This window comes from Rhodopila sp., from assembly GCF_035548095.1.
Classification (GTDB): Bacteria; Pseudomonadota; Alphaproteobacteria; order Acetobacterales; family Acetobacteraceae; genus Rhodopila.
In genome coordinates this window covers 23386-46454 of sequence record NZ_DASZUV010000007.1, presented here as the reverse complement: position 1 = coordinate 46454, position 23069 = coordinate 23386, and the positions used below count along the sequence as shown (strand labels likewise).

Sequence of the window (23069 nt, the reverse complement as noted above, 5' to 3'; positions counted from 1 at the left end):
GAGCACGACAGGGTCAACCCGACGCTGTCATGCTCTCTGGGCCCGTGCAGGACGCCGCCCGGCGAACCCCGCTCCGGCAAGGCCTCTCCCGCGGGCGCGGCCGGGATACCGCGGCCACCGCGTCCCGGTTATGCTTCGCCACCATCCGAGGCGGCGGACAGCCCGCAAGGTCAACCTCCGCAAACGTCAACCCCCCAAGGTCAATCCCAAAGGTCAATCCCCAAGGTCAATCCAAGGAGAATCCCATGCAATACACCACGCTCGGCCGCACCGGCCTGACCGTCAGCGTGGCCGGGCTGGGCTGCGGCGGGTTCAGCCGGCTGGGCCTGGGCACCGGCCAGTCGGAGCAGCACGCCATCGGCATCGTCCGCCAGGCGCTGGACCTCGGCGTCACCCTGATCGACACCGCCGCCGCCTACGGCACCGAGGAGGTCGTCGGAGCCGCCCTGCAAGGCATCGACCGGGACCGGGTGGTGGTCTGCACCAAGGCCTCGAAGCCGCCAGGTGAGGCGGCGTTCAGCGCCGCCAAGGTGGTCGAGAGCCTGGATGCGTCGCTGCGGCGGCTGCGCCTGGACCATGTCGACGTGTTCCAGATCCACGCCGTTCCACCCGCCGCCTATGACCATGTGCGCGACACGGTCGTCCCGGCCCTGCTGCGCCAGCGCGACGCCGGGAAGTTCCGCTTCCTGGGCATCACCGAGACCGCGCCGAACGACCCGGAGCAGGTGATGCTGAACCGGGCGGCGCGGGAGGATATGTGGGACACCGCCATGGTCGCCTTCCACCTGATGGACCAGGTGGCCCGCACCCAGGTGTTCCCGCACACGATGGCCCGGGGGATCGGCACGCTGATGATGTTCGCGGTGCGCGCCATCTTCGCCCGTCCGGCGCAGCTGGCGGCGACGATGAAGGAGCTGGCGGCCGCTGGCCAGGTGCCCGCCTGGCTGGCTGACAGCGACGATCCGCTGGGCTTCCTGGTGCATCCCGCCGGCGCCAGCTCGGTCATCGACGCGGCGTACCGCTATGTCCGGCATGAGCCCGGGGCCGACGTCGTGCTGTTCGGCACCGGCGACCCGGCACATCTGAGGACGAATATCGCCTCGATCCTGAAACCGCCCCTGCCGCAAGCCGATCTGGCCAGGCTGCAGTCGCTGTTCAGCCATCTGCGCGGCGTCGGCCTGGAAGCCCCGCCGTCCCGCGCCCGCTGAGCGCGGCCTGCTCGGCCGCCGGTGACCCGGATATAGTAACAACCGGGATATAGCCACGACGGGGACACGGTGACACCGCGACACAGTGGCATCGGGACCGATGCGGGCCGCGCCGAGGCCGACCTGGCCCGCCATGGCGAGGCAGGCGGATGGGCACGCCGCATCCGCCAGAGCTCGGCGGTTGCCACACAAGGTCCCGCTGCGACCTCAGCGGTCCAGCGGCACCACGCTGATGCTGTTGAACGGTGAGCCGTTGATCAGCTTGGTGCTGATCACCGTGTAGATCAGCACGTGCTTCTCCGGGTCCAGCAGCCGATGGATCTGGAACGCCTTGAAGAACAGTGAGGCTTGCGCCGATCCCATCACCTCCTGCCTCGGCAGGTCGGCCGGCACGCTCAGCGGCCCCACCGCCCGGCAGGCGACGGAGAACCGGCTGGGGTCCTCGGCAAAGCCGAGGCCGCCCTTGATGCCCCCGGTTTCCGCCCGGGACAGGTAGCAGGAGACATTGGCGACGCGCGGGTCGTCGAAGCGCTCGATGACGATCTTGTCGTTCGGCCCCAGAAAACGGAACGTCGTGCTGATGGCGCCGACCCGCTGCTGCGCCAGCGCCGGCGGCACCCAGGCGGAGACGGCCAAGACGGACAGGGCCAGGGTGGACAAGGCCAGGGTGGACGGGGCCAGGGTGGACAGAACTAGGGCGGACCGGGCCACGATGGACCGGGCCAGCATGGGCCGGGTCGGAATGGATGGGGCCAGGATGGATCGGGTCAGGATGGATCGGGTCAGGATGGATCGGGCCGGTGCGGCAAACGCCGGCCGGCTCCGCCTCCCGGGCAGATCCGGGAATCGCATGGTCGGACGTCTCATGGGGTGAATCCTCGCTGCAGCCGTTCCGCCAGGTGCACCAGGATGGCCGCGGTCGCGCCCCAGATGTAATGGTCCGGATGCGGCCATACCCAGTATTCGCGCCATTCGCCCCGCACGTGCTGGCGCTGCCGGCGGGGCGCGTCCGGGTCCAGCAGCACCGTCATCGGCAGTTCGAAGACCGATTCCACTTCGTCGGCCGACGGCTGGTACACGAGGTCCGGCGGGACCAGGCTGAGGATCGGGGTGATGCGGTAGCCGGTGCCGGTGGCGTAGTCGTCCAGCCGGCCCAGAATTTCCACGGCACCGCGTTCCAGGCCGATCTCCTCCCAGGCCTCGCGCAGGGCGGCATCCTCCGGCCCGCGATCCTCGGGGTCGATGCGGCCGCCGGGGAAACTGACCTGCCCGGCATGCGCCTTCAGGTGCGGCGTCCGCTTGGTCAGCAGCACGCCGGGCGCCTCGCCCATCACCACGGGCACCAGCACCGCCGCCGGCACCAGCGGGTGGCGCAGCGCCGCCAGCACGTCATCGCCGTGTTCAACGCCGGCATCCGGCGGCTGCGCAGCGATCTGGATCAGCCGCGCCCGCAGCTCATCGCGGGTCACGTCTCGTTGGACGGCATGTCGCCGAGCGTGAAGAACCTGCCCTGGCTCCAGACGCCCAGGACGCGGCGGCCATTGACGATGCCGGGTTCCGCCAGCGCGACCAGTTCATAATAGGTGGCGCGGTTGATCCGCGCCTCGACCCCCCAGTGTCCGGCGCCGGGCCGCACCAGCAGATAGGGCGTCGGCTCGCAGGTCAGGATGTCATGGGCGATGCGGATCGGATGCTCCGGCCCGGCGGCGATGATCTGGTCCACGTTGGTGCGAAAGGACAGCACCTGGTCGTGCCCCTCGCCGCACCAGTCCAGCTCCACGGCGACGAACGGCGCGTCCTCGACCTCGATGCGCCCGCGCTCCGCCGGGGTCTGCAGCCACCAGCTGCCATCCTCCTCCCGCCGCAGCACGGAGGCGAACAGGCATACCAGCTCCTTCCGGTTGATCGGTGAGCCGCGGTACAGCCAGGTTCCGTCACGCTTGATCAGGAAGGGCAGGTCGCCGCATTCCACCGGTGCGCGGCGGACCGCCTGCCCATCCAGCCTGCCCGTACACCCCGCCAGGCCAGCCTCCAGACCTCCGCCCCGGCCCGCCCGAAGTCCCAGGGAAGCTGGCGTTTGATGGGGCATGCCAGGGTCGCTCACCGGTCTGTCTCCACTGGAACCCGAAAGGTTGTCACGGACGTCGTCGTCAACGACCGATATAGGAAGCATCCCCCCTTCGGCAAAAGAGCCTATATGAAGGGCTGGAACACAGAGTCAGGAACCGGGGACCGTATGTCAGGTGGTATGGCCGTCACGCCACAATCCTTCAGCACCCGGCCCAATGCCGGCCTGGACGACCCCGGCACCATCGTCGCGGCCACCGAGGCGGTGGGCGAACGCATCGTCAAGGTGCGCGCCGCGATCGGCCAGGTGATCTTCGGCCAGGATGACGTGATCGATCAGACCCTGATCACAGTGTTGTCCGGCGGCCATGTGCTGCTGGTCGGCGTGCCCGGGCTGGGCAAGAGCCGGCTGGTGGAGACCCTGGGCGTCGTCCTGGGCCTGGCGACCAAGCGTATCCAGTTCACCCCCGACCTGATGCCGGCCGACATCGTCGGCAGCGAGGTGCTGGAGGAGACCGACGGCAAGCGCGGCTTCCGCTTCGTGCCCGGCCCGGTCTTCTGCCAGTTGCTGATGGCCGACGAGATCAACCGCGCCAGCCCGCGCACCCAGTCCGCCCTGCTGCAGGCCATGCAGGAGCAGCGGGTCGCCATCAGCGGGGTGGAGCATCGGCTGCCGCGCCCGTTCCATGTCCTGGCGACGCAGAACCCGATCGAGCAGGAAGGCACCTATCCGCTGCCGGAAGCGCAGCTCGACCGGTTTCTGCTGGAGGTGAATGTCGGCTATCCGGACCTGGACGCCGAACGCACCATGCTGCTGGCGACGACCGGCGCGTCCGAGGCGCAGCCGGCACAGGCGATGACGGCCGAGGACCTGATGGCCGCCCAGGCGCTGGTCCGCCGCCTGCCGGTCGGTGAGAGCGTCGTCGGCGCGATCCTGGCGCTGGTGCGCGGCTGCCGCCCGGAAACCGCGAGCGACGACATCGTCCGCCAGCACGTCGCCTGGGGGCCGGGCCCGCGCGCGGCGCAGGCGCTGATGCTGGCCTGCCGTGCCCGGTCGCTGCTGGACGGCCGCCTGGCCCCCAGCATCGACGATGTCGCCGCCCTGGCGCGGCCGGTCCTGCGGCACCGCATGGCATTGAGCTTCTCCGCCCGCGCCGACGGGGTGCTGCTGACGGATGTGATCGACCAGCAGGTCGCCCGGCTTGGCTAGACGGTCGCCGCGCCCCGGCGCCGGCCGCCGGCCAAGCTTCTGGCGCCTTCAGGCGGCCGGCGGCTCATGCCGATGACGGTCGCCCCGCTGAAGGCGTTGCAGGCCGAGGCCCTGGGTGCCCGCCTGCCGCCGCTCCTGGTGGCGGCGGACCGTGTCGCGTCCACCGTGGCCCAGGGCGTGCACGGCCGGCGGCGTGTCGGGCAAGGCGACAGTTTCTGGCAGTTCCGCCATTTCGTGCAGGGCGACCCGCTGGCGCGCATCGACTGGCGCCAATCGGCGAAATCCGGCCGTGGTGCGCCGGAAGGCTGGTTCGTGCGGGAGACCGAATGGGAAGCCGCGCAGACCGTCAGCCTGTGGCGGGACGCCTCGGCCTCCATGCGCTGGCGCTCCCGCCGCGTGCCGGTGGACAAGCAGGAACGCGCCGAGCTGCTGCTGCTGGCGCTGGCCTCGCTGCTGCTGCGGGGCGGTGAGCGGGTGATGCTGATGCGGCCGGACGCGCGTTCGATCAGTCACCGCGCCGGGCTGGACCGCCTGGCGACGGAACTGCCGCTGCTGATGGATGAGCAAGGGCTGCCGCCCCAGGTGCGCCTGCCCCGCCATGGCACCGTCGTGCTGTTCAGCGATTTCCTGTCGCCGCTGGAGGCGATCCAGGCGACGCTTGGCCGCTTCGCCGCCGCGCCGGTGACCGGACATCTGCTGCAGGTCCTGGACCCGGCCGAGGCGGTGCTGCCCTATCAGGGCCGCATCCGCTTCCGCGGCGTGGAAAAGGACGGGGATACGCTGATCCCGCGCGTGGAATCGGTGCGCGATACCTATGCCCGGCGGCTGCACGCGCAGCAGGCCGAGATCGCTCGGCTATGCGGCGCGGTCGGCTTCAGCTTCAGCGTCCACCACACCGACCAGGCGCCGGAGACCGCCCTGCTCGCCCTGTATGAAGCGCTCGCCCCCACATGATCCCCGCCGGCCATGGTTTTCTCGGCCTCATGATCCTCGCCGCGCAACGGTCTTCGTCGCCCATGGTCTTCGTTGCCCGTGGTCTTCGCCGCCCCATGGTCTTCGTCGCCATGATCCTCGCCACGCCATGATCGTCGCCGCCCCATGATCTTCGCCGCTCCCTGGGTCCTGCTGGGACTGCTTGGCCTGCCCATCCTGTGGTGGCTGCTGCGCGTCACCCCGCCGGCTCCGCGCTCCGAGGATTTTCCCGCCGTCCGCTTCCTGCTGGGACTGCATGCGACGGAGGAGACGCCGGCCCGCACGCCCTGGTGGCTGATGGCGCTGCGCATGGCGGTCGCCGGCCTGGTCATCGTCGCGCTTGCCCGGCCGGTGATCGATTCCGGCACCGCCCTGTCGGGTGACGGGCCGGTGCTGCTGGTGATGGATAATGGCTGGGCCTCGGCCAGCGACTGGGTGCGCCGCAAGGAAGCGGCGGCGGCGCTACTGGACCGGGCGGAACGGGCCGGGCGGCGGGCGGCGATGCTGATGACCGCGCCGGACGGCAATGGCGCGGCCCCCGCCGTCACGGCGGAGATGCCGGTGCCGGAACTGCGCGCCCGGCTGGCCGGATTGCAGCCGCAGCCGTGGCCGCCCGACCGCGCCGCCGCGGCCGCCGCCCTGCGCGACTGGGGCAACCGGGCCGGGGGTGATCGGGCCGAGAGGGATCGGGCCGAGAGGGATCGGATCGGGGGTGATCAGGCTGGGGGTGATCAGGCTGGCGCCTCGGTCATCTATGTGCCGGACGGGCTGACCGACGGACCGGACTTCCCCGCCTTCGCCCAGGCTCTGGCGGGTGCCGGCGCGGTGACCGAGATATGCTGCGACGCGGTGCCGCCGCCGCTGCTGCTGCCGCCGGCCATCGAGGCCGACCGGCTGGTGGCGCGGCTGGCGCTGACCCCGCGCGGGGCGCCGACCACGGCGTCCGTGCTGGCGCAGAGCGGCGATGGCCGCACCCTGGCGCGGACCACGATCCCGGTTCCGGCTGGCGCCACCACGGCGTCGGGCGGTATCGAGCTGCCGCCGGAATTGCGCAACCGGTTGACCCGGCTGGTGCTGGAGGGGCCGCCCGGCGCCGGATCCGTCGTGCTGCTGGACGAGCGCTGGCGGCGGCGGCCGGTGGGCCTGGTCTCCGGCGACCTGGCGACCGCCGAAACCCCGTTCTCGGGGCCGCTGTATTTCCTGCAGCGCGCCTTGCAACCCTCTTCCGAGCTGCGCACCGGCGACGTGGCGGGCCTGCTGAAGCGCGACATCTCGGTGCTGATCCTGGCCGACCGGCCGCTGCCGGCGGGCCCGGAGCGGGAGGCGCTGACCGACTGGGTGCGCAAGGGCGGGCTGCTGATCCGCTTCGCCGGCCCGCGCACCGCCGAGGAGGCCGGCAACGACACCGACACGCTGCTGCCGGTGCGGTTGCTGGCGGGAGACCGGCAACTGGGCGGCGCGATGTCCTGGAGCCGGCCGGCCGGCCTGGCGCCGTTCCCCACCGCGTCGCCTTTCGACGGGCTGGCGGTGCCGGATGAGGTCAGGGTGACCCGCCAGGTGCTGGCCGAACCCAGCGCCGACCTGGCATCGCGGACCTGGGCCTCATTGGCGGACGGCACGCCGCTGGTGACCCAGGAAACGCTGGGTGCCGGCCGGGTGGTGCTGTTCCATGTCACCGCCAATGCCGACTGGTCCAACCTGCCGCTGTCCGGCCTGTTCGTGGACATGCTGCGGCGGCTGGTGGCGCTGTCGGTCGGCGTCGCGCCGGCGCAGGACACCGCGATGCTGGCGCCGGCGCAGACCCTGGACGGGTTCGGCCTGCTGGCGGATCCGCCGCCCGCGGCCGCGGCCCTGGCCGGCGACGCGTTCGGCCGCACCGCAGTGTCGCCGTCGCATCCGCCCGGGCTGTACGGGCCGGAAAACGGCCGGCGCGCCCTGAACCTGGGCACCGTCCTGGCGACACCGGAGCTGGCGCCGCCGATCGCCGGCGCCACGCTGGAGACCTTGCGCGGCTCGACCCAGGAACGCGCGCTGGGGCCGCCGCTGGTGGCGCTGGCGCTTCTGCTGCTGGCGGCCGACATGGTGATCTCGCTGGGCCTGCGCGGCCTGCTGCGGGCGGGCGTCGCCGCCCCCTCGGCGCTGGCCTTGCTGCTGCTGGCACACCCCGCCCTGGCAGTGGAACAGGGCGGCAACCCGGCGATCGACACGCGGCTCGGCTACATCACGTCCGGCGACGCGCAGGTGGACGGCATCGCGCGGTCCGGGCTGGAGGGCCTGTCGGACTACGTCAACCGCCGCACCGCCGCGACATTATACGAGCCCGACGCGGTGACGCCGGGCCAGACCGATCTGAGCGTCTATCCGCTGCTGTACTGGCCGATCGTCGCCAGTGCCCAGGAGCTGGCGCCGGCGCAGGTGGCGGCGCTGAACGACTACATGAGCCGCGGCGGCATCATCCTGATCGACACCCGAGGATCGGGCTCGGGCGCCGGCTTCGCCCCGGGTACGGACGCGGCGCTGAAGCGGGTCACCCACGGGCTGCTGATCCCGCCCCTGGCGCCGCTGACCATCGATCATGTGCTGGCGCGGGCCTTCTACCTGCTGACCGATTTTCCCGGCCGGTTCACCGGCGACACGGTCTGGGTGCAGCGCGACCAGGACCGCGCCAACGACAGCGTCAGCCCGGTGATCATCGGCGGCAACGACTGGGCCGCCGCCTGGGCGGTGAACCCGGACGGCAGCAATCCCTACGCCGTCATCCCCGGCGGGCAGCGGCAACGCGTCCTGGCCTACCGGTTCGGCGTGAACCTGGTGATGTATGCCCTGACGGGCAATTACAAGGGCGACCAGGTGCACGTGCCGGCCATCCTGCAGCGGCTGGGGCAGTAGCGCATGCGCCCGGAACAGGTCATCGCCGCGCTGCGCTTCGATCCGCTATTGCCGGTGTGGCTGCTGGCCGCCCTGGGCGCCATCGCCCTGGCCGTCGTCGCCCTGGGGATCTGGCGGCGCGGCAGCGGCACCTGGCTGCGCCTGGGCGCCTTCGCCGCGCTGCTGCTATGGCTGTCCGGCCCGCGCCTGGTGCAGGAAACCCGGCAGTCGCTGCGTGATATCGGGCTGCTGGTGGTGGACCAGTCCGCCTCCATGCAGGTCGGCGACCGCGCCGCCCTGGCCAGCAGGGCCCGCCAGGCGATCGAGGCCGACGCCGGCAAGCTGCACGACCTGGAGCTGCGCACCGTCACCGTACCGGAAGGCGGCAATGCCGGCACGCGGCTGTTCACCACGGTCGACAAGGCGCTGGCCGACATCCCGCGCTCCCGCTTCGCCGGCACGATCGCCATCACCGACGGTCAGATCCACGATATCCCGAAAACCGCGCCGGGCGGCGCGCCGCTGAACCTGCTGCTGGCCGCGCGCGGCGAGGAGACCGACCGCCGGCTGCGGGTGATCGAGGCGCCGGGCTACGGCATCGTCGGCCGGTCCGTCACCCTGCGGGTGGCGGTGGACGATCTTGGTGTCAATGGAGGCACCAATGGGGACACCCGCGGCCATGCCGGCCCCGCCACGCTGACGGTGCGCCGCGACGGCCAGCCCTTCATCACTGAAAGCGTGCCGGTCGGCGTGGAGCAGCGGATCGAGGTGCCGATCACCCGCGCCGGCCCGACCGTCATCGACATGACGGCGAGTCCGCTGGCGGGCGAGGTCTCCCAGCTCAACAACCGCGCGGTGGTGGAGATCAACGGCGTGCGCGACCGGCTGCGGGTGCTGCTGATCTCGGGCGAGCCGCACCCGGGCGAGCGCACCTGGCGGCGGCTGCTGAAGGCCGATCCATCGGTGGACCTGGTGCATTTCACCATCCTGCGGCCGCCGGAAAAGGATGACCGCACGCCGCTGAACGAGCTGGCGCTGATCGCCTTCCCGGTGCGCGAGCTGTTCGTCGACAAGATCGGCGAATTCGACCTGATCATCCTGGACCGGTACCAGAACCGCGGCCTGCTGCCGATCCCGTACCTGGCGAACATCGCCAACCGGGTGCGCCAGGGCGGCGCCCTGCTGATGAGTGTCGGTCCCGAATTCACCGGCATCACCTCGCTGGCGTCCACGCCGCTGGGATCGGTCCTGCCGGGTGGACCGGCGCGCGGCAACGCGGTGGTGGACGGGGCGTTCCGGCCATACGTGTCCGATCTGGGCCAGCGCCACCCGGTGACCGAAGGTCTGGCCGGCGCCAATCCGCCGGCGCCGAATGGCGGCGCGCCAAGCTGGGGGCCGTGGTACCAGCGCATCCAACCGGGGCCGATGGACGGCGAGGTGCTGCTACAGACGCCGGACGGGCAGCCGCTGCTGGCGCTGAACCGGGTCGGCCAGGGCCGCACCGCGCTGCTGCTGTCGGACCAGATCTGGCTGTGGTCGCGCGGCCACCAGGGCGGCGGCCCGCAGGCGGAGCTGCTGCGCCGCATCGCCCACTGGCTGATGCAGGAGCCGGAGCTGGAGGAGAATGCGCTGACCGCCCACGTGGTGGATGGCAAGCTGACGATCGAGCGGCGCTCGACGGACGCGGCGCCGCCGGGTTCGGTGGTGGTGACCGACCCGGATGGCAAGGCGATGACGGTGCCGCTGCATGAGCAGCATCCCGGGTCGGCGATTGCCACCCTGCCCGCCGCGGTGCCGGGGGTGTGGAAGGTGAGCCAGGGAGCGGAATCGGCCTACGCCGCGGCCGGCGCCGCCAATCCGCCGGAGCTGGCCGATCTGCGCGCCACCGCGACCCTGGCGGGCCCGCTCGCTCGGTCCTCGGGCGGCGGTGTGCACTGGCTGGCCGGGAACGGGAACGACGTACCCGATCTGCGGCGGGTGGAGGAAGGCGCCGGCGCGTCCGGTAGCGCCTGGATCGGCCTGGCGCGACGGCACGACCACGTGGTCACCGGGGTCGCGGCGCTGGAGCTGCTGCCGAGCTGGCTGTCACTGCCGATCATCGCTGCATTCCTGGTACTGGCCTGGCGGCGGGAGGGGCAATAGAGAGCGATCGCCCGGAGCCGGCGGTTGGAGGGCATGAATCGCGTTTTGAATCAACGCGTTGATAAGGCATGACAGGGTCACCCGACCCTAGCTTTAACGCCCCGAGGGGACGGCCGAGGGACGAAGCCGCTACGCCGACCGGCGGCCGCGCAGCGCGGCGGCCAGGGTGCCGTCGTCCAGCACGTCCAGCGCGCCGCCGATCGGCACGCCCTGGCCGACGCGGGTGACGGTCACGCCGGTGGGGCGAAGCTGGTCGGCCAGGAAATGTGCCGTGGTCGCGCCGTCCACCGTGGCGCCCAGGGCCAGGATCACCTCCCTCGTCTCGCCTTCCTCGATGCGCGACAGCAGGGCGGTGATCGTCAGATCCTCGGGGCGGGTGCCGGACAAGGCGGACAGCGTGCCGCCCAGCACGTGATACAGGCCGTGATGCACCCCGGCGCGCTCCAGCGCCCACAGGTCGCCGACCCCCTCCACGACGCAGATGATCGAGCGGTCCCGGCGCGGATCGGCGCAGATCGAGCACGGATCCCGGGAATCGAGGTTGCCGCAATCGGCGCAGGGCCGCACCGCGGCGGCGGCGGCGGCAAGCGCCTGCGCCAGCGGCAGCATCCGCTGCTCCGGCTGCTGCAGCATCCGCAGCGCGGCGCGGCGGGCACTGCGCGGACCCATGCCCGGCAGCTTCGCCAGCAGCGTGATCAGATGGTCGATCTCCGGACCACCCATGCCCGTGGTCCCCTTACGATGCCCTGCCGAACCGGTCGTCCACGCTGGTCGTCCACACCGGTCGTCCACAGGAGATGCAATCAGGACGGATGCGCTCTTTGGGGGATCAGAACGGCAGCTTCATCCCCGGCGGCAATTGCAGGCCGCCGGTGGCCTGGCGCATCTGCTCCGCGGCGAAGCTCTCGATCTTGCCCTTGGCGTCCTTATGGGCGGCGACGATCAGGTCCTGGACCATCTCGGCGTCCGCCGGGTCCAGCACCTTCGGATCGATCGCCACCCGGCGCATGTCGCCCTTGCCGTTCAGCGTGACCTTCACCATGCCGGCGCCGGCCTCCCCGGTCATCTCGGCCGCTTCCAGCTTGGCCTGCATCTCCTCCATCTTGGACTGCATCTGCTGCGCCTGCTTCATCAGGCCGGCCAGGTTCTTCATGAGTCGGTCTCCATCGGGTCGTCGTCAAAATACTCGGCGTCGGGCGGCGCGAAAGGTGGGATATCGGGATCGTCCCCGAACCCGGCAATGCCGTCGGCATCCCCGCCGGCGATGGGGGCGCCGACCGGCAGGCCATAGGCGTCGGCGTTGCGGTCGTGCACGGTCTCGATCCGCGCACCGGGGAAGGCGTCGAGGATGGCGCGCACCATCGGGTGGTCGGCGGCGGCGCTGCGGCGGGCGGTATCGGCTGCCGCGCCCTGCTCCGCCAGGGTCGGTTCGCCCTGTGCCAGCGACACCGCGATGGTCCAGCGAGTGCCGGTCGCCTCCGTCAGCAGGCGCGCGAGATCGGCCGACAGGGTCCGCGGCGCCACCGGCTGCGGGCGGAGCTCGATAACCGGCGGGGCAAAGCGGACCAGGTGGACCGAGTGCAGCAGATGGCTGTGCAGCATCGGCTCCCGCCGCTGCGCGACGAAGGCGACGACCTCCCGGAACGTCCCCAACCGGAACGTCGCCGGTGCCGAAGCGGCGTCGGCCACCGCATCCGGCCGCCCGACCGCCATCACACCGCCGCCGGCAACCGCTCGGGCGCTGCCGCCAATCCCGCCGCCACCCGGCGGGGCCGGCGCGGTCGCCAACGCCGCGGTCCCCAATGCCGCGGTCCCAGGCGCCGCGGTCCCGACCGGTGCGGTCCCAAACGGTGCGGTCCTTGACACCGCGATCCCGGGCGCCGCGGCCGGCGCACCCCCGGTCGGCGCCCTCCCGGTAGGAGTACCTCCAGCGGGAGTGCCCCCAGTGGGAGTGCCCCCAGTGGGCCCCCCCATGGCGGGAACTCCCGTGGTCAGCCGGCGCACAAGGTCCCCCGGCGTCGGCGTGTCGGCGACATGACACAGGCGGATCAGGACCATTTCGGCGGCGGCCTTGCGGTCGGGGGCGATCTCCACCTCACCGACGCCCTTCAGCAGCATCTGCCAGGCGCGCGCCAGCACCGGCACGGTCAACCGGTCCACCATGGCGACGCCGCGGGTGCGTTCCGCCTCCGGCAGGTCCTGGCTTTCGCGCAGGGACGGCACGGACTTCAAGCGGGTCAGCGTATGCGTCAGGTCCAGCAGGTCCTGCAGCATGACGCCCAGATCGGCGCCGCGTTCGAATGCCGCGTCGGTGATGGCCAGCGCGGCGGCGGGCTTGCCGGCCAGCACCGCGTCCATCAGGTCGAACACCGCTTCCCGGTCCGCCAGGCCCAGCATGTCGCTGACCTGGGCGGCCGTGATGCCGCCTTCCGCGCCCATGTCGCGTTGGGCGATCGCCTGGTCCAGGATCGACAGCCCGTCCCGCACCGACCCGTCGGCGGCGCGGGCGATCTGGGCCAGCGCGTCCGGTTCGATCGCCACGTTCTCCTTCCGGGCAATCCGGCCGTAATGCGCGGTCAGCTCCGTCACCCGCACGCGCCGCAGGTCGAAGCGCTGGCAGCGCGACAGCACGGTGATCGGGACTTTCCGCAGCTCCGTCGTCGCGAAGATGAACTTCACGTGCGGCGGCGGCTCCTCCAGCGTCTTCAGCAGGGCGTTGAAGGCCTGCGTCGTCAGCATGTGGACTTCGTCCAGGATGAACACCTTGTTGCGCGCCTGCATGGGGCGGAAGCGCACCGCCTCGATGATCTCCCGCACGTCGTTGACGCCGTTGCGGCTGGCGGCGTCCATCTCGATCACGTCCGGATGGCGGTCGGCGAGGATCGCCGTGCAGTTCTCACACACGCCACAGGGATCGGCGGTGGGGCCGCCGGTGCCGTCCGGGCCGACGCAGTTCAGCGCGCGGGCGATGATGCGGGCGGTGGTGGTCTTGCCGACGCCGCGCACGCCGGTCAGCATGAAGGCGTGGGCGACGCGGTTGGTGGCGAAGGCGTTGCGCAGGATGCGCACCATCGCCTCCTGCCCGATCAGGTCATCGAACGTGGCGGGGCGGTATTTGCGGGCCAGGACGCGATAGGCGACGGCGTGTTCCGGTTCGGCGGCCGCCGGCAGCGACTCGCCGAACAGACCGGGCCCCTCGGGAGGCGGCGGGGCATCCCGCGCCGAATCCTCCACATCGCTCGGCGGAGGCGGGGTGTCCCGCGGCGGATCGTCCTGGAACAGGCCGGACATGCGTGGGCTCCATACCTTACCAAGGGGCCGACCTGTCCGGGGGCCGGGCCGAGCCATGCGCGGGAAAGCAGTGGGAGGCCGGCAAGCGACCCGAACGGAGACCCGTTGCGGCTGCTTCCTTCCGGACCTGACCGGGTTGGCGAGGCGCTCGTCCGCCGCCGACCTCCCGGCGGGTGCTTAGCACGGGGTTGGGGGGTGGGGGCAAGAGCGGGGGCGCGGGGCGGCGGATGCGCCCGAGGCGAACGGCACCACCGGACCCCTTCCGGTGCTGCGGCCGAGCAGGCACCCGGCCATCGCCCGGGTGCTCTGACACGTGTGAAGGGGCTGGCACGTGTGAAGGGGCTGGCGACCGCCACGCCGATGCCCGTCCATCAGGAGCGGCGGGCATCGGCGCGATTGGCGCTACGACTTGATCAGCGGGCACCCGCCCTCGGATAGCGGGCGGAACGCTTCGTCAGCGGGGACCGAGGACAGCACGTTGAACACGTCCCACGTGCTCTTGCTTTCCGACGGTTTCTTCACCTGGAACAGGTAGCCGGCGGTCATGAACCGGCCATCGGCGCGGATCGACGCCTTGCCGAAACAATCGTCATCGCTGGGGTTCGCCTTCATCCAGTTGATCGCGTCGGTGCCCGACGCCTTCGCCTTGTCGACCCCCATGGCCGCGACGCTCTTGAGGTAGTGCGTCACCGCCGAGTAGCACGCCGCATGCAGATCGCTGGGCCAGTTGTCGGGTGTCTTCGGCACGAAGCGCTTGGTGAAGGCCCGCGTGCGGTCATTCAGGTCCCAGTAGAAGATGCCAGGCAGCAGCAGGCCCTGCGCCGTCTGCAGCCCCAGCGACTTGGCCTCGGTGATGAAGCCCAGCATCGCCGCCATGCGCACGCCCTGCTGCGCCAGGCCGAACTCGGCGGCCTGCTTGATGCAGTTCTCCATGTCGCCGCCGACATTGCACAGGCCGATGACCTTGGCGCCGCTGGTCTGCGCCGCCACCAGATAAGAGGAATAATCGGTCGTGCCCGGGAACGGATAGGCGGACGACCCGACGACCCGGCCGCCCTTGTCCTTGATCAGCTTGCTCAGCGCCGCTTCCAGCGAATGGCCGAACGTATAGTCGGCGATGATCAGGTACCAGTCCTTGCCGCCATCCTTCAGCACGGCGCTGCCGGTCAGGTGCGGGCCGAACCAGGTATCCGGCGCGTAGTGCACGGTCTGCGGCAGGCAGTATTTGCCGGTCAGCTCCACCGAGGCGGCGCCGGTCATCAGCAGCGCCTTGTTCTTCTCATTCGCGATGCGGCCCACCGCCAGGGCGATCGCGGTGTTGTTGACGTCGGCGATCACGTCCACGCCGTTCACGTCGAACCATTGCCGCGCGATGCCGGCGCCGACATCGGGCTTCTGCTGGTGGTCGGCCGAGATCACCTCGGCCTTGAAGCCGTGCGCCGACGGGTTGAAATCCTCCACCGCCTGTTTCGCCGCCAGCACCGTGGTCGGTCCGGAATTGTCACGATATTGTCCGGACAGGTCGGTCAGCACGCCGATGCGGATGACGGGATCGGCGGCGCGGGCACGACCGGTCAGTCCCCCGGCCAGGCCAAGGGCGGCGGACCCACCCACCAGGGCGGAGCGGCGAGACAGATTCATAGGCGATCCTCGAACGACGCGCGCCGGTGCGACCGGGCGGGGAACCGGTCCGAAACGCGGTGATTTTGGTTGGGAAAGGCCGTCCCGAGCGGCGCGGCGGAAGCTAGGTCCAACGGATGTGGCGATCAAGCCGCAGAATGGGTTTCGCCGCGCATGCAAGCCGTGCAGGAAAGCGAGATCGGCGCTGGACCTTTGGCGAAGCAGCGTCCTAAGCTCATGGGTGCTCGTCTGGGTTGTCCTGGCCGCGGCGCCCTGGATGCCCCCGACAGTCAATGCGGAACACCGCGCAGATGACGGGAGACTGACGTCCATGGACCAGCGAACCACCTATGAGGGGCGCGTGGCCGCCCGGATCGACCGGCTGCCGCTGACCCCGGTGCAGTGGCAGCTCGCCATACTGGTGGAGATCACCTGGGGCTTCATCATCTTCGACACGGACGGCATCGGGGCCAGACTGTATCCGTTTGTCTGGCGGCCGGCGCATATCATCGACGTGTATCAGTATGCCGTCATCCAGGCGATGCAGGTCGGGCTGGGCATCCTGCTGGGCGTCTTCATCATGAGCTGGATCTCCGACCGGTACGGGCGGCGCCCGGCGATCCTGACGGCGACCTTCCTGGGCGGGCTGTGCATCTGGCCGTTCGCCTATGTCACCGACTTTCCCGGCATGGTGGCGCTGTCGGTGCTGAGCACGCTGGGCGTCGGCGGCATCGTCGCCACGCATTCCGTTTACTTGTCCGAAATGACCTCTCCCGAGGTGCGCAACCGGGTGCTGCTGACCTCGCAGGGGATCACCGCGCTGGTGGCGGTCGGCGTCAACCTGCTGGCGTTCTGGCTGATCCCGCATCAATGGCGGCTGTTCCTGTGGGTCAGCGCGATCATCGAGGTCTTCGTGCTGCTTCCGCTGCTGTGGTGGAAGCTGCCGGAATCGCCCCGCTGGCTGGAGGCGCACGGCCGCCATGAGGAAGCGGAAGGGATCATGGCGGATTATGAGCGGCGGTGCGGCCGCTACCTGACCGAACCGCTGCGCGAGCCGGATTACGGCCGCAACCCGGTCGTTTCGGCCAAGGACAGTTCCTGGACGGAACTGTTCACCAGCCCCGCCTATCGGAGCCGCACCTGGGTGCTGATCATCGTCTGGCTGCTGGCCTATGCCGGGCTGATCTACGGCGTCGGCGCCTTCGCCGCCGTGTTCATGGTGGACCTGGGCGGCGACGCGCATTTCGTCTTCCTGACGATCGCGGTCGCCTATGTGGCGCTGTTCCTGGGCTTCCTGATCAACGCGCGGCTGGGCGAGCGGGTGGAGCGGCGGGACGTGATCTGCGCCATGGGCCTGCTGTTCGCGCTGGCCTGGGTGGTGGCATGGATGATGCCGAACATGTGGGTCGCGGCCGGCGCCTACGTCGTCAGCCGGATCGGCACCGGGCTGTTCCTGTTCAACCTGTACAACTATACGGCGGTGGCGTATCCGACGCGCATCCGCTCGAAGGCCTTCGCCTGGACAGACGGGCTGGGACATCTGGGCGCCTGGGCGGGCGTGACGCTGCTGGGGCCGCTCTATGCGCTGGGGCCGAACCATGCGGGCTGGATCCTGTGGATCGTGCTGCCGGGGGCGATCCTTCCGGCGCTGATGATCCGCACGCTGGGGATTCGGCAAGCGCGGGCGGTGCTGGAGCAGGTGTCGACATAAGGCATCATTCCGGCGCCGCGGATCGGGGCGGACCGGGGCGCGCCACCGCGGAGCGGATCGGGCGCGCCGGCGTGGCGGCGGTATCCTCGCCCGGCCCGACCGGTCGTGACACGCGGACCAGCAAGGCTCATCGGGCCCCTGCGAGGCTCGTTCCAACGCGGTTACGATACCGGCCGGCCTCGCCCAGATACCCGCCCTCTGGACCGTCGCCCCCACCTCGGCCAAAACTCCCCCAGCCACAGGGGACTCGCGGACACCATGACCAAACGCTTCGAAGGCCGCACCGCCGTCATCACCGGCGGCGCGTCGGGGATCGGCGCCGGGATCGCGCAGCGGCTCGCGGCCGAGGGCGCGCGCCTCAGCCTCTGGGACATGGACGAGGCCGCGCTGGCCCGCAGCGGCGCCGCCCACACCGTCGCGCTGGACATCACCGACGCCGCCGCGGTGCAGAAAGCCGCCGAATCCACCGCCACCGCGCTGGACAAGATCGACATCCTGGTCGCCTCGGCCGGCATCACCGGACCCAACACCACGACCTGGGCGTATCCGGTCGACGCGTGGGACCGCGTGATCGACGTCAACCTGCGCGGCGTCTATTACAGCAACCGCGCGGTGGTGCCGTTGATGCAGCGCAACGGATATGGGCGCATCGTGAACATCGCCTCCATCGCCGGCAAGGAAGGCAATCCCAACGCCTCGGCCTACTCCGCCTCCAAGGCCGGAGTCATCGCCCTGACCAAGTCGCTGGGCAAGGAACTGGCCGGCACGAAGATCACCGTCAACTGCGTCACGCCCGCCGCCGTGCGCACGCCGCTGTTCAGCCAGATGACGCAGCAGCAGATCGACTGGATGCTGTCGAAGATCCCCATGGGCCGGTTCGGCGAGATCGATGAGGTCGCCTCGATGGTCCTGTGGCTCGCCAGCGAGGAATGCAGTTTCTCCACCGGTGCCGTGTTCGACATCTCCGGCGGCCGCGCCACCTATTAAGCGAAGGCGATCGCATGACGTCCAAAGATCCGAATGCCGCAGATCCGAGCGCCGAGAACCTGGGCTTCCTCCCCGCCACCAGGCTGGCGGAGCTGATCCGCACCAAGCAGCTTTCGCCCGTCGAGTACATGCGGGCCCTGCTGGACCGCATCAAGGCGCTGGAACCCAAGGTCAATGCCTTCGTCCACCTGGCCGAGGACGCGGCGATGCAAGGCGCCAGGGCCGCCGAGAAGGCGCTGTCCAGCGGCGAGCGCCTGGGCCGGCTGCACGGCGTGCCGGTCAGCATCAAGGATCTGGCCGATACCGCCGACATGCCGACCCAGCACGGCACCCATATCTTCAAGGACAACCAGCCGGCCGAGGACACGGTCATGGTCCCCCGCCTGCGGGCGGAGGGTGCCATCATCATCGGCAAGACCGCCACGTCGGAGTTCGGCTGGACCGGCGTGTCCCGCTCGCCGCTGACCGGGATCACGCATAACCCGTGGAAACACGGCTACAACGCCGGTGCCTCCTCGGCCGGGGCGGGGGCGGCCACGGCGGCCGGGTTCGGCCCGCTGCACCAGGGCAGCGACGGCGCCGGCTCGATCCGCATGCCGGCGCATTTCTGCGGCGTGGTCGGGCTGAAGCCCAGCTTCGGCCGCGTGCCGTACAACCCGATCAGCCTGGGCGACTTCACCTCTCATAACGGGCCGCTGACCCGCACGGTCGCCGACAACGCCCTGTTCCTGGAAGTGCTGGCGGGGCCGCACCCGCTGGATCATACCACGCTGGAGGCCGGTCCGGCGCATTACTCGGCCCGCCTGCATGAGGGCATCAAGGGCAGGCGCATCGCCTACAGCCCCGACCTGGGCCACGCCCGCGTCGACCCCGAGGTCGCCGAGCTGGTGAAAGCCGCCGTTGCCCGGTTCCAGGAACTCGGCGCGCATGTAGAGGAGGTGAAGACGCCATGGGCGGCGCCGGGGCCGGAGCTGATCCGCTTCTTCTGGTCCGCCCACCTGACCCGGCTGGCGCATTACCTGGACCAATGGGAAGCCCGGATGGACCCCGGCCTGGTCGCCTGCATCAAGGCGTCGCGCGATGTGACCGTCGCCACCTACCAGGCCTGGCGGGCGAAGAAATACGCCTATGTCACCAGCATCCACCGCTGGTTCCAGGACTGGGATTTCCTGCTGACGCCGGCCGTGTCGGTCGCCGCCTTTCCGGCCGAGAAGCTGATGCCGGATCACTGGCCGCAGCATGAATGGGACTGGGTGAGCTGGGCCGAATTCTCCTACCCGTTCAACATGGCCTGGAACCCGGCCGCGTCCGTCCCGTGCGGCTTCACCCCGGCGGGCCTGCCGGTCGGGCTGCAGATCGTCGGCCGCCGCTTCGACGACCTGGGCGTGCTGCAGGCCGCGGCGGCGTTCGAGGCGGTCCAGCCCTGGGCGGACAAGCGTCCCAAGCTGGACTGATCCGGCCGCCAGGGTGCAAAGCGCGGTCAATGCGTTCCTGCTGGGATTCCCGGCGCTGTTCTCGATCGTCAACCCGATCAGCGGTGCCCTGATCTTCCAGCAGATGACCGGCCACCTGCCGCAACCGGAACAGGCGCGGCTCGCTCGGCAGGTGGCGGTCAACTGCCTGATCGTGATGATCGCCGCGCTGTGGGCCGGCTCCTATGTCCTGGCGTTCTTCGGCATCTCGCTGGCGGCCCTGCGCGTCGCCGGCGGCAGCGTCGTGGCTCTGACCGGCTGGACCCTGATGAACGCGCCCGACAAGCGGGAGGAGCATAAGCAGGAGCAGGCGTCCCATGCCGGCGGCGAGGATATCGCCCTGTTCCCGCTGACCGTGCCGATCACCACCGGCCCGGGCTCCGTGGCCGTCGCGATCGCCCTGGGCGCCGGGCATCCCTGGGGGCTCAGCCACCTGCTGCTGTACGAGCTGGGACTGACCACCGCCGCCGTCGCGCTGTCCGGCATCATCTGGCTGTTCTATCGCAGCGCGGAGCGGGTCACCGGGATGATGGGACCGAACGGCCGCCGCACCGTGACCCGGGTGGCGGCGTTCCTGCTGTTGTGCATCGGCGTGCAGATCCTGATCAGCGGGGTGCAGGCCGTCATCAGCGGCGACATCGCCCCTTAGAGCATGACGGGGCCAGGTTGACCCTGTCATGCTCTATCAGCGCTTTGATTCGGGACCGCGATTCACGCCTTCTGATCGCCGGCTTCGGGCGATCGCGCCCTAGATAGCCGCCGCCGGGTTTCCGGCATCACGCCAGCCGGCGCGGCGTCCGGCATGCCGCGCCCTTCCCGGCGTGGCCGGAGGCTCTTCGTCATGGCGGGAGGGAACCGCGGGACGGCCCGCATCGAGGCCGCCTGGCGTTACCGCGTGCTCAGCGTCGGCATCACCGCGTCGGCCCGGTCGAATGCGGCCTCGATCCGGCGGAACCGGTCGGTGATCGCCGCCCGCTCCGCCGTGTGGGTCAGGATATAGAACTCCTCATCCTGGATCGCCCGCAGCACGCGGCGTCCGACGATCGCGGGATCCAGCGCCGTGCCGGCGAAGCCGGCGGTCTGCATCGCCTCCTGCCGCGGCCGGTGATAGGCGCCGCCGAACCGGTCCGGGCGCGTGGCGGCGGACTGGAAGATCGACGTATTGACACCGCCGGGACACAGGATCGACACGCCGATGCCGGTGCCTTTCAGCTCCTGCTCCAGCGCCTCGGACAAGGCCAGCACGGCGTATTTGCTCATCGCATAGGCGCCCTGCTCCCGGCCTTCCCGCACGAACAGGCTGGAGACCGATCCGGTGTTGACGACATGGCCGCCCTGGCCGGCCGCCCGGATCAGCGGCACGAAGGTCCGGATGCCGTGGATCACGCCCATGACGTTGACGCCGATCAGCCAGTTCCATTCCGGTACCGTCACCTGCTCCACCGGCGTGCCGTGCATCGCCACGCCGGCATTGTTCACCGCGATGTGCAGTGCCCCGAACGTATCGATCGCAACCTTCCCGGCCGCCTCGACCGCAGCCGGATCCGAGACATCCGTCACCGCCGCGGCGGCGCGGACACCCAGGGCCTCGATCTTCCGGCGCGCCGCTTCCAGCGGGTCGGGGCGGAGATCCGCCAGCACCAGGTTTGCGCCGGCCGAGGCCAGCGCCGTGGCGATGCCAAGCCCGATCCCCGACGCCGCGCCGGTGACGATCGCGGTCTTGCCCCGGATGTCGCGCATGGCTTTATTCCGCCGTCATTTCCTGGAAGGTTTCGATCGCGCACAGCAGTGCCTCGCGCACCAGCGGCGCGCCGACATAGCCGGTGAGGTGCAGGATCGCCTCGGACAGCTCATCCTCGGTCCAGCCATGGTTGCGGGCGAAGCGCAGGTGCAGCTTCAGCTCCGGCGTGCGCCCGGTGGCGGTGTCGGAGATCACGCAGATCAGCGCGCGCGTCTTCAGGTCCAGGCCCGGCCGGCTCCACAGGCCGGCGAAGATGGCTTCCTGGGTATAGGCGGCGAATTTCTCCATGAACGGATGCGTGTAGACGTTCTTGTCCAGCTTGTCGGCATAGGCGTCGCCCATCAGCTTGCGCCGCATCGCCTTGCCCTGGGCGCGCTTGTCGTCGGCCATGGTCGTTCTCTCCCGGTTGGTGTGACGGGCGGGAGTGTCGGTGATACCGGGCGGCTTGGCTAGTGCCGGGCGGGTCCGTGTCGGCGGGTCCGGCCCCTGATCGCAGCGCCGCCGGGGATGGTATCGTCCGGAACCGTCTCCCGCCTACACCGCTCCCTCGGCCCGCAGCGCCGCCACCGCCTGCGCATTCAGCCCGAGCCACTCGGACAGCACCGTGTCGGTATGCTCGCCCAGCACCGGCGAGGGCCGCAGCACCGGCGGCTTGCCATCCACCCGCACCGGCCAGCCGGGCATCTTGAAGTCACGGTGCACCGGGTGGCGCATCACCTGCATGATGCCGCGCTCCTCGAACGACGGATCGTTCTGCAACTCCATCGTATCCAGCACCGCGCCGGCTGGAATGCCGGCATCGCCGACCGCGCGCATCGCCTCGTGCTTGGTGTGGCGGCGCGTCCAGCTGGCGATGATGGCATCCACCTCGGCCTCCCGCTCCAGCCGGTCATCCGGCGTGGCGTATTGCCTGTCGCCGATCAGGTCCTCACGCCCCATCAGCTTCAGCAGCCGGTCCCAATGGTCCGGGTTGGCGCGGCTGGTCATGATATAGACGTAATCATTCGGCCCGCCGGGCGCGCACGGATACAGGCCCATCGGCGCGTTGCGCACCCCGGGCACCTTCGATCCGCCGCGTTCCGCCGCCTGGCCGGTGCGGCCCTGGGTGGCGAAGTTGATGCGCATATAGTGCATGATCGCGTCCTGCATCGCCACCTGCAGGCGGTGGCCCTCGCCCGTCTCCCGCCGCTTGTACAGCGCGCCCAGGATGGTGATCGCCATCAGCATGCCGGTGCCGGTGTCGCCCAGGGAGATGCCGGGCCGCGTCGGCGGGCCGTCCGCCTCTCCGGTGACGCTGAACGTGCCGCCGCAGGCCTGCGCGATCATGTCGAAGGCGAGGTTCTTCTCATACGGGCTGCCCTCGCCGAACCCTTTCACCTGCGCATAGATGATGCCCGGGTTCAGGGCGCGGACGACGTCGTAGCCCAGGCCCAGCCGCTCGATCGCGCCGGGGGCGAAGTTCTCGATGCAGACATCGGCTTTGCGCAGCATGTCCTTCACCAGGTTCAACCCGGCTTCCGATTTCAGGTTCACGGTCATCGAGCGCTTGTTGGCGTTGAACACGTGGAAATAGTACGGGTCGTCATCCGGCTTGCCGGGGCGCAGGCGGCGGCCGGGATCGCCGGCCTTCGGGTTCTCGATCTTCACCACGTCGGCGCCAAGCCAGGCGAGCGCTTCGGTGCAGGAGGGTCCGGCCTCGAACTGGGTGAGGTCGACGATTTTGACGCCGGACAGAAATTTGACGTCGGCAACCGGGCTGGACATCGGGGCCTCCTGCGCA

Annotated in this window: 19 protein-coding genes and 1 other RNA gene; 9 read left to right on the top strand and 11 right to left on the bottom strand. The window is 70.3% G+C overall.

The window, feature by feature from the left end:
- The first annotated feature begins 245 nt into the window (after positions 1-245).
- A complete protein-coding gene (locus VHC04_RS07700) occupies positions 246-1208 on the top strand; it encodes an aldo/keto reductase (RefSeq protein WP_325679719.1) in 963 nt (320 codons plus the stop codon).
- Positions 1209-1415: 207 nt separating this feature from the next.
- Here VHC04_RS07700 and VHC04_RS07695 read toward each other — a convergent pair whose 3' ends face one another.
- Genes VHC04_RS07695 through VHC04_RS07685 form a run of 3 tightly spaced genes read right to left on the bottom strand, consistent with a single transcriptional unit; the run spans position 1416 to position 3297 of the window.
- Positions 1416-2075 (bottom strand): CreA family protein, encoded by a 660-nt coding sequence (locus VHC04_RS07695; RefSeq protein WP_325679717.1) that lies wholly within the window; start codon positions 2073-2075, stop codon positions 1416-1418.
- Positions 2072-2677: a CoA pyrophosphatase gene (locus tag VHC04_RS07690; protein ID WP_325679715.1), complete on the bottom strand. Its 606-nt coding sequence runs from the start codon at positions 2675-2677 to the stop codon at positions 2072-2074. Before VHC04_RS07690 ends, VHC04_RS07695 begins: the two co-directional genes overlap by 4 nt.
- Positions 2674-3297: a DUF1285 domain-containing protein gene (locus VHC04_RS07685; protein WP_325679713.1), complete on the bottom strand. Its 624-nt coding sequence runs from the start codon at positions 3295-3297 to the stop codon at positions 2674-2676. Before VHC04_RS07685 ends, VHC04_RS07690 begins: the two co-directional genes overlap by 4 nt.
- A 147-nt stretch (positions 3298-3444) precedes the next feature.
- Between VHC04_RS07685 and VHC04_RS07680 the strand changes: the two genes are divergently transcribed.
- From VHC04_RS07680 to VHC04_RS07665, 4 genes are all read left to right on the top strand, one after another.
- On the top strand, positions 3445-4485 hold the full coding sequence (locus VHC04_RS07680) for an AAA family ATPase (protein WP_325679711.1): 1041 nt from the start codon (positions 3445-3447) through the stop codon (positions 4483-4485).
- A 66-nt stretch (positions 4486-4551) separates the two neighbouring features.
- Entirely contained in the window at positions 4552-5439 is an 888-nt protein-coding gene (locus tag VHC04_RS07675) for a DUF58 domain-containing protein (RefSeq protein ID WP_325679709.1), read from the top strand.
- Positions 5440-5583: 144 nt separating this feature from the next.
- A complete protein-coding gene (locus VHC04_RS07670; RefSeq protein WP_325679707.1) occupies positions 5584-8346 on the top strand; it encodes a DUF4159 domain-containing protein in 2763 nt (920 codons plus the stop codon).
- 3 nt (positions 8347-8349) lie between these two features.
- Positions 8350-10467: a hypothetical protein gene (locus VHC04_RS07665; RefSeq protein WP_325679705.1), complete on the top strand. Its 2118-nt coding sequence runs from the start codon at positions 8350-8352 to the stop codon at positions 10465-10467.
- 129 nt (positions 10468-10596) lie between these two features.
- Here the strand turns inward: VHC04_RS07665 and recR are convergent, their stop codons facing one another.
- From recR to VHC04_RS07640, 5 genes are all read right to left on the bottom strand, one after another.
- On the bottom strand, positions 10597-11190 hold the full coding sequence (gene recR / locus VHC04_RS07660; protein WP_325679703.1) for a recombination mediator RecR: 594 nt from the start codon (positions 11188-11190) through the stop codon (positions 10597-10599).
- Positions 11191-11296: 106 nt separating this feature from the next.
- Entirely contained in the window at positions 11297-11620 is a 324-nt protein-coding gene (locus tag VHC04_RS07655) for a YbaB/EbfC family nucleoid-associated protein (RefSeq protein WP_325679701.1), read from the bottom strand.
- Entirely contained in the window at positions 11617-13758 is a 2142-nt protein-coding gene (locus VHC04_RS07650; RefSeq protein WP_325679700.1) for a DNA polymerase III subunit gamma/tau, read from the bottom strand. The genes VHC04_RS07655 and VHC04_RS07650 overlap by 4 nt, the downstream gene beginning before the upstream one ends.
- Positions 13759-13830: 72 nt before the next feature.
- Positions 13831-13923, bottom strand: an RNA gene (ffs, locus tag VHC04_RS07645) — signal recognition particle sRNA small type.
- Positions 13924-14160: 237 nt separating this feature from the next.
- Positions 14161-15399 carry an ABC transporter substrate-binding protein gene (locus VHC04_RS07640; protein WP_325679698.1) on the bottom strand — a complete coding sequence of 413 codons (1239 nt, stop codon included), beginning with the start codon at positions 15397-15399 and terminating at the stop codon, positions 14161-14163.
- Positions 15400-15709: 310 nt separating this feature from the next.
- On the opposite strand from VHC04_RS07640, the gene VHC04_RS07635 reads away from it, so the two are divergent.
- The 4 genes from VHC04_RS07635 to VHC04_RS07620 all read left to right on the top strand — a co-directional run bounded on the left by VHC04_RS07635 (position 15710) and on the right by VHC04_RS07620 (position 20197).
- On the top strand, positions 15710-17089 hold the full coding sequence (locus VHC04_RS07635) for an MFS transporter (protein WP_325679696.1): 1380 nt from the start codon (positions 15710-15712) through the stop codon (positions 17087-17089).
- A gap of 258 nt (positions 17090-17347) precedes the next feature.
- Positions 17348-18076, top strand: a complete 729-nt coding sequence (locus tag VHC04_RS07630) for an SDR family oxidoreductase (RefSeq protein ID WP_325679694.1) — start codon at positions 17348-17350, stop codon at positions 18074-18076.
- Between the two features lie 14 nt (positions 18077-18090).
- Complete coding sequence (locus VHC04_RS07625) at positions 18091-19530, top strand: amidase (protein WP_325679692.1); 1440 nt, start codon at positions 18091-18093, stop codon at positions 19528-19530.
- A gap of 13 nt (positions 19531-19543) precedes the next feature.
- Positions 19544-20197 carry a MarC family protein gene (locus VHC04_RS07620; RefSeq protein WP_325679690.1) on the top strand — a complete coding sequence of 218 codons (654 nt, stop codon included), beginning with the start codon at positions 19544-19546 and terminating at the stop codon, positions 20195-20197.
- Between the two features lie 239 nt (positions 20198-20436).
- On the opposite strand, the gene VHC04_RS07615 is transcribed toward VHC04_RS07620, so the two are convergent.
- The 3 genes from VHC04_RS07615 to VHC04_RS07605 all read right to left on the bottom strand — a co-directional run bounded on the left by VHC04_RS07615 (position 20437) and on the right by VHC04_RS07605 (position 23053).
- On the bottom strand, positions 20437-21288 hold the full coding sequence (locus tag VHC04_RS07615) for an SDR family NAD(P)-dependent oxidoreductase (protein ID WP_325679689.1): 852 nt from the start codon (positions 21286-21288) through the stop codon (positions 20437-20439).
- 4 nt (positions 21289-21292) lie between these two features.
- Positions 21293-21679, bottom strand: a complete 387-nt coding sequence (locus tag VHC04_RS07610; protein ID WP_325679687.1) for a carboxymuconolactone decarboxylase family protein — start codon at positions 21677-21679, stop codon at positions 21293-21295.
- A gap of 144 nt (positions 21680-21823) precedes the next feature.
- Positions 21824-23053 (bottom strand): CaiB/BaiF CoA transferase family protein, encoded by a 1230-nt coding sequence (locus tag VHC04_RS07605; protein WP_325679685.1) that lies wholly within the window; start codon positions 23051-23053, stop codon positions 21824-21826.
- Between the last annotated feature and the right edge of the window lie 16 nt (positions 23054-23069).